General features: G+C 73.6%; 12 protein-coding genes. 2 read left to right on the top strand and 10 right to left on the bottom strand.

Translation table 11 applies throughout. The annotated features are described in order from the left end of the window. Window positions 1-2: 2 nt before the first annotated feature. The 8 genes from C1N80_RS13380 to C1N80_RS13415 all read right to left on the bottom strand — a co-directional run bounded on the left by C1N80_RS13380 (window position 3) and on the right by C1N80_RS13415 (window position 8,323). Window positions 3-1,571, bottom strand: coding sequence for a UDP-N-acetylmuramoyl-L-alanyl-D-glutamate--2,6-diaminopimelate ligase (locus tag C1N80_RS13380; RefSeq protein ID WP_137771224.1), 1,569 nt, complete (start codon window positions 1,569-1,571; stop codon window positions 3-5). Continuing rightward, window positions 1,565-3,256, bottom strand: coding sequence for a penicillin-binding protein 2 (locus tag C1N80_RS13385; protein WP_240811313.1), 1,692 nt, complete (start codon window positions 3,254-3,256; stop codon window positions 1,565-1,567). The genes C1N80_RS13380 and C1N80_RS13385 overlap by 7 nt, the downstream gene beginning before the upstream one ends. Before the next feature lie 113 nt (window positions 3,257-3,369). Further along, complete coding sequence (locus C1N80_RS13390) at window positions 3,370-3,885, bottom strand: septum formation initiator family protein (RefSeq protein ID WP_137771225.1); 516 nt, start codon at window positions 3,883-3,885, stop codon at window positions 3,370-3,372. Between the two features lies 1 nt (window position 3,886). Next, window positions 3,887-4,876, bottom strand: coding sequence for a 16S rRNA (cytosine(1402)-N(4))-methyltransferase RsmH (rsmH, locus tag C1N80_RS13395; RefSeq protein ID WP_137771226.1), 990 nt, complete (start codon window positions 4,874-4,876; stop codon window positions 3,887-3,889). A 171-nt stretch (window positions 4,877-5,047) separates the two neighbouring features. Beyond that, window positions 5,048-5,479, bottom strand: coding sequence for a division/cell wall cluster transcriptional repressor MraZ (mraZ, locus tag C1N80_RS13400; protein WP_137771227.1), 432 nt, complete (start codon window positions 5,477-5,479; stop codon window positions 5,048-5,050). A 488-nt stretch (window positions 5,480-5,967) separates the two neighbouring features. Beyond that, on the bottom strand, window positions 5,968-6,363 hold the full coding sequence (locus C1N80_RS13405) for a DUF3040 domain-containing protein (protein ID WP_137771228.1): 396 nt from the start codon (window positions 6,361-6,363) through the stop codon (window positions 5,968-5,970). Window positions 6,364-6,499: 136 nt separating this feature from the next. After that, on the bottom strand, window positions 6,500-7,810 hold the full coding sequence (dinB, locus tag C1N80_RS13410; protein ID WP_137771229.1) for a DNA polymerase IV: 1,311 nt from the start codon (window positions 7,808-7,810) through the stop codon (window positions 6,500-6,502). Window positions 7,811-7,867: 57 nt separating this feature from the next. Next, window positions 7,868-8,323: an SAV_6107 family HEPN domain-containing protein gene (locus C1N80_RS13415; RefSeq protein ID WP_137771230.1), complete on the bottom strand. Its 456-nt coding sequence runs from the start codon at window positions 8,321-8,323 to the stop codon at window positions 7,868-7,870. 150 nt (window positions 8,324-8,473) lie between these two features. On the opposite strand from C1N80_RS13415, the gene C1N80_RS13420 reads away from it, so the two are divergent. Further along, window positions 8,474-9,322 (top strand): spermidine synthase, encoded by an 849-nt coding sequence (locus C1N80_RS13420; protein ID WP_137771231.1) that lies wholly within the window; start codon window positions 8,474-8,476, stop codon window positions 9,320-9,322. A gap of 118 nt (window positions 9,323-9,440) precedes the next feature. On the opposite strand, the gene C1N80_RS13425 is transcribed toward C1N80_RS13420, so the two are convergent. Together C1N80_RS13425 and C1N80_RS13430 are read right to left on the bottom strand one after the other, a co-directional pair. Next, entirely contained in the window at window positions 9,441-9,644 is a 204-nt protein-coding gene (locus C1N80_RS13425; RefSeq protein WP_137771232.1) for a cold-shock protein, read from the bottom strand. Between the two features lie 126 nt (window positions 9,645-9,770). Next, entirely contained in the window at window positions 9,771-10,730 is a 960-nt protein-coding gene (locus C1N80_RS13430) for a proteasome assembly chaperone family protein (protein ID WP_137771233.1), read from the bottom strand. 134 nt (window positions 10,731-10,864) lie between these two features. Here C1N80_RS13430 and C1N80_RS13435 point away from each other — a divergent pair, with 134 nt between their 5' ends. Further along, a complete protein-coding gene (locus C1N80_RS13435; RefSeq protein ID WP_137771234.1) occupies window positions 10,865-13,114 on the top strand; it encodes an AAA family ATPase in 2,250 nt (749 codons plus the stop codon). Window positions 13,115-13,261 lie beyond the last annotated feature (147 nt).

Below are 13,261 nucleotides of genomic sequence, written 5' to 3' on the forward strand. Positions count from 1 at the left end.
GCTCAGCCTTCTCCGTCCTGGTCCGTCCGCGTCGACGCGCCTCGAGCGGCGAGGGCGTCGCGCAGCACGGCACGATCGTCGAACGGATGGACGATACCGCCGATCGTCTGACCGGACTCCGCCCCCTTGCCGGCCACGAGGATGGTGTCGCCCACGTCCGCGAGGCGCGCTGCGAGCGCGATCGCCTCGCCGCGGCCGTCCACCTCGTGGACCTGCGCGCTCGTCGAGGCGGGGACGCCTCCGGCGACCTCGCCGCGGATCGCCGCGGGGTCCTCGGAGCGGGGGTTGTCGTCGGTGATGATCACCACGTCGGCCAGTCGGGCGGCGACCTCGCCCATGAGCGGGCGCTTGCCGCGGTCGCGGTCCCCGCCGGCGCCCATCACGGCGATCAGGTGCCGCGTGCCGGGGACGGTGCGGAGGGTCGCGAGGGCCTTCTCGAGCGCGTCGGGGGTGTGCGAGTAGTCGACGACCCCGCGCACGGGCCGCTCGGCGACGAGCTCCATGCGCCCGGGGACGGTGCCGGCCTCCGCGAGAGCGGCGTCGACCTCCGGGCCGGCGATCCCGACGGCCTCGAGCAGCAGGGCGGCGGCGAGGGTATTGGCGACGTAGTGCACGCCGGGAAGGGCCGCGCGGAGCGTGCGCTCCCCCGCTGCGGAGACGACGGTGAACTCGCTGCCGAAGCCCTCGGCGCGGATGTCCCGCACCTGGTGGTCCGCCGGCCGGCCCGTCGCCGAGTAGGTCGTCACCGGGATCGGGGCCGAGTCCGCGAGGCGGCGGCCCCAGTCGTCGTCCACGCACACCACGCCGAGGCGGGCGTGCTCGGGGGTGAACAGCATCGCCTTCGCAGCGAAGTAGTCCTCCATCGTGGGATGGAAGTCCAGGTGGTCCTGGCTGAGGTTGGTGAAGCAGGCCGCGTCGAGCACCACGCCGTCCGCGCGGTGCAGCACCATCGCATGGGAGGAGATCTCCATCGCAGCCACCTCGACGCCGTCCTCGACCATCCGGGCGAGGAGGCCGTGGAGCTCGGGGGCCTCGGGCGTCGTGCGGACGGTGCCGATCGCGTGGTCCCCGCCGCGGGCGTCGCGGTAGCTCGTGCCGGAGGTGCCGACGACCCCGGCGCTGCGGCCCAGGTGGCGGAGTGCGCCGGTGAGGATCGTGGTGACGGAGGTCTTGCCGTTCGTACCGGTCACGCCGATCGTGCCCAGCTGCTCGGCGGGGTCGCCGAGCACGAGCGCGGCGGCGCGGGCCGTGTCGCGGCGGGGGTCGTCGACCACGAGCGCGGGCAGGGCGGCCCGGGCGCAGTCCTCGGCGCCGGTGGGGTCGGTGAGCGCGAGCAGCGCGCCGGCGGCCGCGGCCTGGGCGGCGAAGCGCGCCCCATGGGTCACGGCGCCGGGCAGGGCGCAGTAGAGGTCACCGGGCTGCACGGAGCGGGAGTCGAGGGTGACACCCGTGAGGACGCTCCCCTCGGCCTCCGCGGGCAGCGCGGCGTGGAGGGCGCGGGCGAGCTCCGGGGCGCCGAGACCGCGCGGGCTGCGGGGGCGGGCGGGCTCGGGGACGGGGGCGCTCACCACTCGTTCTCCAGCTCGCGGCCGGGCTTGCCCGTCGGCGCGATCCCCTGGTTCTGCAGCGTGTAGGCCATGATCTGCGAGAAGGCGGGGGCGGCCGCCGTGGTGCCGGAGATGAAGGAGTTCAGCCCGAACAGGGTCACGCCGATGACGATGTCGGGATCGTCGGCAGGGGCGGTGCCGATGAAGGAGGCGGTGTAGGTGATGCCGCCGTTCTCCCCGGGCACCTGGGCGGTGCCGGACTTCGCGGCGACGGCGTAGCCGGGCACGTCGCCGTTGGTCTTGCCGTCGTCCACGACGTTGTTGTCCATGAGCTCGAGGATCTTCTGCGAGGTCTCCGAGGAGACGACGCGGGTCTGCGTGGGCTCGCCGAGTGAGCGCACGCTGCCGTCCTCCTCCTTCACGCCCTTGACGATCTGCGGCTGCACGCGCACGCCGTCGTTGGCGAAGGTGCTGATCGCGGAGACCATCTGGAGCGCGGTCACGGCGTAGCCCTGGCCGAAGGCGGTCGTGTACTTGGTGCGGCCGGTCCAGTCCGACGGGTCGTGGACGATGCCCTTGGACTCGCCGGGCAGCCCGACGCCCGTCGTCTCCCCCAGGCCGAAGGCCTTGAGGTAGTCGTAGCGGGTCTGGTCGGAGAGCGTCTCGGAGATCTGCACGGTGCCCACGTTCGAGCTGTTCTTGAGCACGCCCGCGAGCGTCAGCTTCTGGGTGGGATGGGAGTGGGAGTCCTTGATGCGCTCCCCGTTGAAGGACATCGTGTAGGGCACGGTGTACTGGCTGTCCATGTCGACCGTGCCCTCCTCGAGGGCGGCGGCGAGGGTGAACAGCTTGCCGGTGGAGCCCGGCTCGTAGACGTCCGAGACCGTGCGGTTGCCCAGGTAGGAGTCCGCCTCGGGGCTGTTGGGATCGTAGGTGGGCGCCTCGGCGAGGGTCAGCACCTCGCCGGTGTGGGCGTCGAGGATGACGATGCTGCCGGCGGTCGCGCCCCACTGGTCCACGGCGGAGGCGATGATCTCCTGCGCCTTCCACTGGAGGTCGCGGTCCAGGGTGAGCACGAGGTCGGAGCCGTCCACGGCCGCGGTGGTGGACTGCGTCGCGGTGGGGATGATCTGGCCGCCCGCGCCGCGCTCGTAGGTCGTCTTGCCGTTGGTGCCGGCGAGCAGGTCGTCGTAGGAGAGCTCCGCACCGGCGAGCGGGGCGCCGTCCGCGCCGACGAACCCGAGCACGTTGCCGCCCACGGAGCCCGCCGGGTAGAGGCGGTCCGCGACGCGGTCCGCGCCGAGGCCCGGGATCTTGAGCGCGATGACGGCGTTGCGCACGGCCGGCTCGACGTTCTTCTGGAGGTACTTGAAGCCCTTGTCCCCCGTGAGCGCCTTCTCGGTGTCCTCGACGGTCCAGCCGAGCACCGGGGCGAGATCCGCGGCGGCGGCCTTCACGCCGGTGTCACCGGCGGCCACGGCCTCCTTGTCGTCCTGCTGGTAGGTGCTCACCTGACGCTGGTTGACCCAGAGGTCGAAGCGCTCCACCGAGCTCGCGAGGACGGTGCCGTCGCGGTCGGTGATGTCACCGCGCAGCGCGGGGATGGTGCGGGTCGTGGTGCGGGCGTCGATGGCCTCCTGGGCCCGCGCGCTCGCGTCGAGGCCCTGCACCCACAGCAGGCGGCCGGACAGCGCCAGCACCGCCACCATGATCATGCTGAGCACGAGGCGGTGCCGGACGGCCGGTGTGCCCACCTGGGCCGCGGGAAGGCGCGGTCGGGACGTCCGCGTGCGTCGATCGGTCCGACGGGACGTGGCCACGATCAGTCCCCCTCGTTGCCCATGCCGTGATAGCTGCTGGGCTGATCGTAGATCTCGGCGGGGGGCACCGCGGAGGAGGCGGACGGCGTGTCGGCGACGGCCGCGTCACCCGCGGTCGGCGTGCTCTCCCCGAGCACCTTCCCCGTGGAGAGGTCGATGTAGGCGGGCTCGCTCACGGGGACCATGCCGAGCTCGCGGGCCTGCCGCTCGAGCTCCTGCGGGGTGCCCAGGCGCTCGTTCGTCTCGGCGAGCGCCTGCTTCTCCTGCGTGAGGCTCTGCGACTGCGACTGCAGGCGGGTGATCTCGTAGCTCGTGTCCGACATCTGGATGTTGAGGTAGAGCAGCGTCGCGAGGGTCGCCACGACGATGAGCGTGCACAGCGCCGTGAACGGCAGCGGGCTGCCGGCGGTGCGGGGCCTCGAGAGGATCGTCAGCCGCGGGCGCGGGGCGGACGCGGGGCGGGGTGCGGTGCGGGCGGGTCGGACCGCGGCGGCGCGGACGGCGGTGGTGCTTGCCATGTCAGTGTGCTCCGTGGTCGGGACGGGTGCGGGTGAGGGCGCGCAGCCGGACGCTGGCGGCGCGGGAGTTGTGCTCCCGCTCGGTCTCGTCGGCCTGGAGGGCGCCGCGGACCAGCGGGGAGAAGGTGGGCTTGTGCTCGTCGAGCTCGACCGGGAACCCGGGGGGCGCGCTCGAGCGGGTCCGACGGCCGAACGCCGTCTTCACGAGGCGGTCCTCCCCCGAGTGGTAGGACTCCACGACGATCCGGCCGCCCACAGCGAGGGAGTCGAGGGCCCCGTCGATCGCGCGGGTGAGGATCTCGAGCTCCTCGTTCACGGCGATCCGCAGCGCCTGGAAGGTGCGCTTGGCGGGATGGCCGCCGCTCGCCTTCGATGCCGCCGGGATCGCCTTCTCGAGCAGGGCCACGAGCTCGCCGCTGCGGGTGAGCGGCTCGGTCTCCCGCTGCTCGACGATCCGACGGGCGATCCGACGGCCGAACCGCTCGTCACCCAGCTCGTGGAGGATCCGGGCGATCTCCGCCTCGGGCAGCTCCGCGAGGAGGTCCGCGGCGGTGGGGCCGTCGGAGGAGGTGTCCATCCGCATGTCCAGCGGGGCGTCCGCCGCGTAGGAGAAGCCGCGCTCGGCGGTGTCGATCTGGAAGCTCGAGAGCCCGAGGTCCATGATCACGCCCTGCACCGCGGGGATGCCGAGGTCGGCGAGGACCGCCGGGATCTCGTCGTAGGTCGCGTGGACGAGGGTCGCCTGTTCGGCGTGCCCGGCCCGGGCGATCCGCTCGCGGGCCAGCTCGAGCGCCTGCGGGTCGCGGTCGATGCCGACGAGCCGCGCGCCGGGTGCGGCGTCGAGGACGGCGATCGCGTGGCCGGCCATGCCGAGGGTCGCGTCGACGTGCACGGCGCCGTCGACGGCGAGCGCGGGGGCGAGGAGCTCGACACAGGTGTCCAGGAGGACGGGGACGTGGCGGTCGTCGGCCGGCGCGCTGTGGCTGTCCATGGCTGCCCTCCCCTTCATGCTCTCGTGTCTCTCGTGCTGACTGCCGGCTGATGCGTGGGCCCGGAGGCCGTCCGGCCAGATGCCCCGTCGTTCCCGACCCGCCACCGGGGAAGTTGTTTCGGGGCGGGAACGACGAGAGGTCTCGCAGGACGGAGGTCCGTGGGGGCCACCTCAGAACAGGCCGGGAACCACCTCTTCCGCGGTCTGCGCGAAGCCCTCCTCCTTCTGCTCGAGATAGGTCTCCCACGCCGGGAGGGACCAGATCTCGAGCCGGTCGAGCGCACCGATCACCGCGCATTCCCGATCCAGCTCCGCGTAGGTGCGCAGATGGCCCGGGATGGTGATGCGGCCCTGCTTGTCCGGGATGACGTCCTCCGCTCCGGACAGCAGCACTCGCAGGTAGTCGCGGGTGCGCCGATCGGTGGTGGGCGCCCGACGGGCCTCCTCGAGCTTCTGGCGGAACTCCCCGATCGGGTACACGGCGATGCAGTGCTCCTGACCGCGAGTCATGACCAGTCCTCCGGCGAGGTCGTCACGGAACTTCGCGGGGAAGATCAAGCGGCCCTTCTCATCGAGCTTGGGCGTGAAGGTCCCGAGGAACATCTCGGACCTCCTTCAGCTGCCTGGACTCGTGAGCCGAACCGTTCTCCTCCCTACGCCCTCCACTTTACCCCACTACCCCCCACCCTCCGCCAGCGAACGGCGCTTTTCGCTGCCGATTCAGCCTGTCACTGCAGGTCACAGGCTGGGGTGTGAAGTGGAGGGAAATCGCGCCGCGCGCGCCGCACGGACGGTCGGGGCGCCGCTCCCGGCAGCACTCCCCCACGCTCGCCGCTGCGTTGGCGCAGGTCATCGGCACGCGCCCGGTCCAAGGGCGGCGAGTGGAGGGAGGTGGAGGGCTCCGGTGGAGCGAAGTGGGGACCTGGGAGGAGCCTGATCGGCGCCGGGCATGACGACGCCCCGGCTCCGGGGAGCCGGGGCGTGTCAGCGGTGGGTCAGGAGGCCGGACGGGTCATCGCCCGGCGTGGGCCGGCGACGGCCGGACGTGGCCGCGTGGGGCGCCGTCCCGGGAGGACCGGCGCGGGTGGGGCTCAGCGGCGGGGGTCGTCCCCGGAGCGCTTCTCCCAGCGCTGCTCCATGCGGTTCATGAAGCGGCCGTTGCGGTCCCCCGGGGAGGGAGGCGAGGCCGGGGTCGCGCCGTCGCCGGACTCGTCCCCGCCGCGGCGCGCGGGGGTCGTCACCGCGTACACCGCTCCGGCGAGCATGATCAGGAAGGCGAGGACCCCGAGCCAGACGGCGGGAAGGGCCACCGCGAGGACCAGGACCACGAGGCCCACGACCACACCGGCCAGGCCGACGGCGATCCGCCGGCCGCTCCGGCGCCGAGCGCGTCCCGATGAGAAGGCCCGCGCGAGGCGCGGGTCATCGGCGAAGAGCTGGCGCTCCATCTCCTCGAGCATCTTCTGCTCGTGCTCCGACAGCGGCATGGTCCCGCTCCTTCGTCCCCGTCCTGTCACGCCCTGGGGCGTCCCCGTCGTCCCGGAGAACGTCCTCGTCCCGGCCGGATGGCCGGTCCCGTGCGCCTCCGTCGGCGGTCGTCCCATTCTAGGACGGGCATGCGCCTTATGGGAACTCGAGGGCGTTCGGGCTCTCATCGGGCCCAGGCGGCGGGGGCGTGGGCGCCGGCGCCGCACCGGGCAGCGTCGATCCTCGGGAGAGCGAGCCGCTGCCGAAGCGGTCCCGCGCCCGATCCATCGCGGCCTCCAGATCCGTCCATCCCGTCGTGCGGCCGACGAGCTCGGCCTGCCTCCCGGCGGTCCCGGCGGGCTCCAGATGGGAGGCGCGCACACCGGCCAGCCGGACCCTCGGCATGCCGGCCCGCTCCCGCTCCCACAGGGCGACGACGTGCTCCCTCAGCCGCTCGCCGCTCGAGGTGGGCTGGGCGAGGGTGGAGGAGCGGGTGAGGGTCGTGCCGTCCGGCCCGCGGAGCTTGAGCGTCACCGTGCGGGCGACGAAGCCGCCGGCGCGGAGCTGGCGGGCGACCTCGTCCGCCATGACGGTGATCCGGCGTCGGATGTCGACGGGGTCCACGAGATCCTCGTCCCAGGTGCGCTCGGTGCCGAGCGACCTGTCGCGCACCCGGCGCCCCAGACCGGTGCGGTCGGTGCCGTCCGCGAGCCGGGCGACGTGCGGGGCCTGCGGGCCGAGCACCCGCGAGAGCGCCGCGGGCGGCAGCTCCCGTAGCTGACCGATCGTGCGGACGCCGAGGCGCTCGAGCCCCTGCACGGCCCGCGGACCGACCCCCGAGATGACGGAGACCGGCAGCGGGGCGAGGAACTCCGCCGTCCGGGCCGCGGGGACGATCAGCATGCCGTCCGGCTTCGCCCGCGCGGAGGCGATCTTCGCGACGGCGCGGGAGACGGAGCCGCCCACGGAGCTGGGCAGGCCGAGCTCCGAGCGGATCCGCTCCCGCAGCAGGGCGCCGATCCGCTCCGGCGGCCCGAAGAGACGCCGCGCCGGGCGGACGTCGAGGAAGGCCTCGTCGACGCTGATCTGCTCGACGTCCGCGACGACGTCGCCGAGGATGCCCATCACCTGGGCGGAGATCTCGCGGTACACGCCGATCCGCGGCGGCACGATCACGAGGTCCGGCGCCAGGCGCCGGGCGGTCGCCATCGGCATCGCGGAGCGGATCCCCCGCTCGCGCGCCGGATAGCTCGCCGCCGCGACCACGCCGCGACGCCCGTCCCCGCCCACGACCACCGGCAGCCCGGCCAGCTCCGGGGCGTCGCGCACCTCGACCGAGGCGAAGAAGGCGTCCATGTCGAGGTGGAGGATGCCGGGCTGCTCGAGGGGCTCGGGCGACTCGGACCGCTCGGGCCGTTCGGGCTCGTGGGCACGGCCGGGCGTGACCTCGCCGTGCTGCGCGCTCATCACTGCTCCTGACTCGTGTGCTCGATCCCGCCCGCGCACTGTAGCGCGCAGGACCACTCAACCGGCGAGCGCCGTGAGGGAGCCCGGGAGATCCTCGAGGAGGATCTCCCCCACCACCTCGAGATGCACGGCGGTGTCCTGGAGATGCCTCGACAGGAGCTCGGGCTCCGGCATCGCCCGCGGGTCGCGGTCCAGCCGCATCCTCTCCGCGACGAGGGGCACCAGCGAGAGCGCGCGGTCGCGCTCGGCGGGCCCCATCCGCTCGAGCGCCGCCCACACGTTCAGCGGCAGCTTGCGGCGGCGCTCGCGGTTCGCGCGGGCCACGAGGATCCCGGCGCCGCGCAGCGCGGCGCGGTGGACGAGCTCGAAGGCTCCCCGAGGATCCGTGACCTCGCGCTCCCGCGCCGCGCTGAGCAGCTGGCGCGCACGCTCGAGATCCGCCTGGTCCTCGTCGAAGCGGTGGAGGGGGCCGCGCCGTGCGCCGCCCCGCGGGGTCGTGGTGCTGCCGGTCATCCGCTCCTCCTGCCGTCGTTCCCCCGGGGCGCTCCCGGGATGTCCCCCACGCTACGAAGGGGGTGCGACGGACGAGCCTCCTGCCGTCGGCATGGGGACGACGGGACGATGGGGAGGAACGATCCGGTCGCCGCCTCCTAGAGTGGGGTGATGCCCCCACGTGCCCGACGCCGCTCCGGCGCCTCCTCCGCCGGCTCGAGTCCCTTCCCCCATCTCGGCCCCCTCGGCGAGGTCGTCCCCGTCTCCACCGGCGTCGTGCGGCTCGAGCAGGAGAGCGACGGCTCCGTGCTCCTCGAGGTCAACGGGGTGCCCTCCTCGCATCTGCATCCCGACCCCCGACACCTCGTCTTCGAGTACATGCGGTGGATGCTCCTCGCGATCGACCTCCATCTCGACACCTCGGGCGACGACGCCCCGCAGCTCGCGCACCTCGGGGGCGGGGGCTGCTCCCTTCCCCGGGCGATCGCGGCCCTGCGCCCACGGTCCCGCCAGATCGTCGTGGAGCTCGACGCACTGCTCGCCGAGCACGTGCGCACCTGGTTCGACCTCCCCCGCTCCCCGCAGCTGCGCATCCGGGTCGATGACGCGGCCGTCGCGCTCGCGGACTGGCGCGAGGACCGCTTCGACGTGCTCGTGCGCGACGTCTTCGCCGGCGACCGCACCCCGGACTCCCTCGTCTCCCGCGGGGCGGCCGAGCACGCCGACCGCGTGCTCCGCGAGGGCGGGCTCTATCTCGCGAACTGCGCGGCCGCCCCCGGGACCGGGCTCCTGGCGGACGAGGTCGCGACGCTCTCCACCGTGTTCGAGCACGTGGGCGTCATCGCCGAGCCCGCCCACCTCAGCGGGAAGCGCCGGGGGAACGCGGTGCTCCTCGCGAGCGCGCACCCGCTCCCCGACGGCCTGGACCGCGCGCTCCGCTCCGATGCCGTCTCGGTGCGCCTCGCGCGACCCGAGCAGGTCACCGCCCTGCGCCGCTCCGGCCGCGTCCTCGAGCAATGATCGCCGAGCGCAGCGCCCCGAGCACCGGCCTCGGCGGGGGCCGGTCCGGGACATGACGAGGGCCGGCCCGGAGCGATGCTCCGTGCCGGCCCACGCGGGCGTCCGGGGACGCGCGGGTTCAGAGAGGACGGACCTGCTCGGCCTGCGGGCCCTTGTCGCCCTGGGCGACCTCGAACTCGACACGCTGGCCCTCGTCCAGCGAGCGGTAGCCGTCCATGTCGATCTGGCTGTGATGCACGAAGACGTCGGCGCCGCCGCCGTCGATCTCGATGAACCCGTAGCCCTTCTCGGCGTTGAACCACTTGACCGAGCCCTGTGCCATACCTGTCCGTCTCCTCGTGTGCGTCCTGCGGCGGTCGCCCGTGCGACGCCGTTGCTGCGGAGCGACCATTCTGGCACGGAGGTGGCGCCGTTCACATGCGGTCCCGAGCTCGAAGGGCCGGGGCGATCACAGCGACGGCGGGGTGTCCCGTCCGTCGCCGTCACGATCCGCGAGGAAGCGCTCGAAGTGGTCGCCGATCTCGTCCGCGGTCGGCATGTCGACCGTCGTCGCGAGCGGCGACCCCTCCTCGTCACGGTCCGCGTCGTACTGCTCCTCCAGGGCGCTGACGACCTGCCCCACCTCGGCGTTGCGCTCCAGGGTGCTCTCGAGCGCCGCGCCGGCGGCGTCCGTGAGATCCCCCAGCGCCACGAGCGGCAGGTCCAGCCCGGCTCCTCCGGAGACCCGGCGCAGCAGCGCGAGCGCCCCCGCGGGGAAGTCCGTGCGGGCCAGGTAGTGCGGCACCTGGGCCGCGTAGCCCATCGCCGGATGACCCGCGCGGCCCAGCTCGACCTCGAGGAGCGCACCGAAGCCGGCCGGAATCACGATCTCCGTGCCCTCCTCGGGCCGCAGGGACCCCTCGGGCGGGCGACGCTCCTGCCCGCCGAGCAGCTCGGGATCGTTCGCATGGGCGAACAGCCCGATCGGGCGGGTGTGCGGAACGGCCATGGGGACGGCCTGCATCCCCACCACCCGGCGCACGCCGAAGAACTCCACGAGGTCCACGATCGCCTGGGCGAGCCGCTTCCACTGGAGATCGGGCTCCGGACCGTCCAGGAGCAGGAACGGCTGGTCCGAATCGTCGTACATGAGCGAGAGCGTGAGCTCGGGGATCTCGACCCGCTGGAAGGAGACCCCGTCGAAGACCGCCTGCGGTCGGGAGCCGCGATAGTCCAGCAGCTCGTCGACGTCGAAGCTCACGAGCCGGACGTGGCGCAGCTCGTCGCGGAGATAGGTCGCCGCGATGCGGCAGGCGTTCCCGGCGTCGACCATGCCCGGCAGCGCATGGACGAGCGTGAGGCCCTCACGGGGCACCGCCTCGAGCAGCTCCGAGGCCTCGAACGAATACAGATCCCGAGGATCACGCATCTGTCCCCTCCTCCCGGGCCGACGGGTGGCGCGCGCACCCAGGCGCGTCCACCATAATGGACCACCGCGCTTCGCCGGCCCGATGTCCTCGGTCGGCGGCCGGCAGGAGTGGAAACGTCAGGGGGAGCAGGTCCGTGGACGACGCCGAGGAGCAGATCCGTCGCGAGATCGCGCGTGAGCAGACGCACGCCGATCGACTCTACGCACGGCTCGACGAGCTCATCATCCAGGTCGAGGGCAACCTCGAGAGCATCCAGGCGTCCCAGCACGCCTCCACCCATCAGAACCGCTCCGAGCGGGACTCCTTCATGGCGCTGTACGAGGACCGTCTCGCACTGCTGCGCTCGGTGTCCCACGGCGTGGTCTTCGGGCGGCTCGACACCGAGGAGGACGCCCGGCGGTACATCGGCCGCATCGGCCTGTTCACCGCGGAGCGCGAGCAGATGCTCGTGGACTGGCGCGCCCCCGCCGCGGCCCCCTTCTACCAGGCCACCAGCGCCGACCGGCAGGGGGTGCGCCTGCGGCGCCACCTCATCAGCCGCGGCCGCACGATCACCGGCCTGGAGGACGACGTCCTGGACCCGACGGTGCTCGCCGAGGGGGACGACGTGGTCCTGCAGGGCGAGGGCGCCCTGCTCGCCGCGGTCTCCGAGCGCCGCACCGGCCGCATGGGCGACATCGTCGCGACCATCCAGGCCGAGCAGGACCGCATCATCCGCTCCGAGAACCGCGGCGTGCTCGTGGTCCAGGGCGGGCCGGGCACCGGCAAGACCGCCGTGGCGCTCCACCGCGCCGCCTACCTGCTCTACACCCACCGACGCCGCCTCGAGCACACGGGCGTGCTGATCATGGCCCCCACCCAGGGGTTCCTGCGCTACATCGAGCGCGTGCTGCCGAGCCTCGGCGAGTCCGGCGTCGTGATGACCACGCCCGGGACCCTGTACCCGGGCGTCGAGACGACGCTGCACGATCCGGACCCCGTGGCGCGGGTCAAGGGGCACGCCGACATGGCCGAGCTGCTCTCCCGTGCGGTCAAGCAGCGCCAGCGCATCCCCGCGGAGGACGTGCGCCTTCGCATCGACGGGACCGAGCTCGTGCTCAGCCGGGACGACGTGCGCGGCGCCCGGCGCGAGGCACGCTCGGGCCACAAGCCCCACAACGCCGCGCGCGCGGTCTTCGTGCGCGCCGCGCTGAACCGGCTCGTCACCCGCTACGAGAAGGCGCTCGCCGCCGAGGGCCGCACCGTCGTCCCCGAGGACCGCGGCGACCTCCTCGCCGATCTGCGGAGCGATCCCGACGTGCGCCGGGCGCTGAACCTCGCCTGGCTCCCCTACTCGCCGCAGGGCTTCCTGCGGATCCTGCTCTCGCGGCCCGATCGCCTCCGGGAGGCCGCCCCGCGCTCCCTCGCCGATCACGTGCATCTGCTCGTGCGCGGCAAGGACGAGCCCTGGACGGTCGAGGACGTGCCGCTGCTCGACGAGGTCGCCGAGCTCCTCGGGGAGGACTCCGCGCCCGACGAGGCCCGTGCCCAGGAGGCCGCCTCCCGGCGTGCGGCGGACGTCGAATACGCCCGGCGCGTGCTCGAGAACGTGGACAGCTCGGGGATCGTCCGCGCCGAGGACCTCGCCGACCAGGTCACGCGGGTCCGCGACGGGCGCTCCCTCGCCGAGCGCGCCTCCTCCGAGCGCTCGTGGACCTACGGCCACGTCGTGGTCGACGAGGCGCAGGAGCACTCCCCCATGAGCTGGCGCGCCCTCATGCGCCGCTGCCCGACGAAGTCGTTCACCGTCGTGGGCGACGTCGCGCAGACCTCCTCCGCGGGCGGGACCTCCTCCTGGTCCGCCGCGCTCTCCCCGTATGTCCAGGACCGCCTCCAGGTCGAGAGCCTCACGGTCAACTACCGCACGCCGGCCCGGATCATGGAGCGGGCCCTCGCCATGGCGGCCGCCCACGACCTGCCGGTCACGACGGTGAGCTCGGTGCGCGAGGGCGAGAGCGACCCCGAGATCCTCAGGGTGGGACCGGACGAGCTCGCCGCGGGCGCCGCCCGCGCGGTCCTGTCCTGGCGCGACGGCCGGACCGGCCGGACCGCGGTGATCACGGCTCCGGAGCGGATCGGCGAGGTGGCCCGCGCGCTCCAGGAGCAGGGCGCGGTGTCCGGACAGGGACGGATCGGACTCGGCTCCTCCGGTGTCGACGACGAGATCGCGGTGATGAGCGCGCAGGACGCGAAGGGCCTCGAGTTCGATGCGGTGGTCGTCGTGGAGCCGGCGGAGCTCGTGGAGCAGCACGGCGCCGGAGACCTCTATGTCGCGATGACCCGGCCCACGACCCATCTGGGCGTGGTGCACGCCCGGGACCTGCCGGAGGGCGTCGGCGCCTGAGCCCCCCGCCCGGTGGGCCCTCGGCGCCCGGCGTCCCGGCGCCTCGAGGGCCGTCGACGAGCGCCGCTCGGGGCAGGCCCGCGGACAGAGATCGGCGGCCGTGGCTTCCCCTCCACGACCGCCGATCAGATGTGCGCCGCGCGAGCG

The organism is Brachybacterium sp. SGAir0954 (assembly GCF_005490785.1).
GTDB classification, from domain to species: Bacteria; Actinomycetota; Actinomycetes; order Actinomycetales; family Dermabacteraceae; genus Brachybacterium; species Brachybacterium rhamnosum.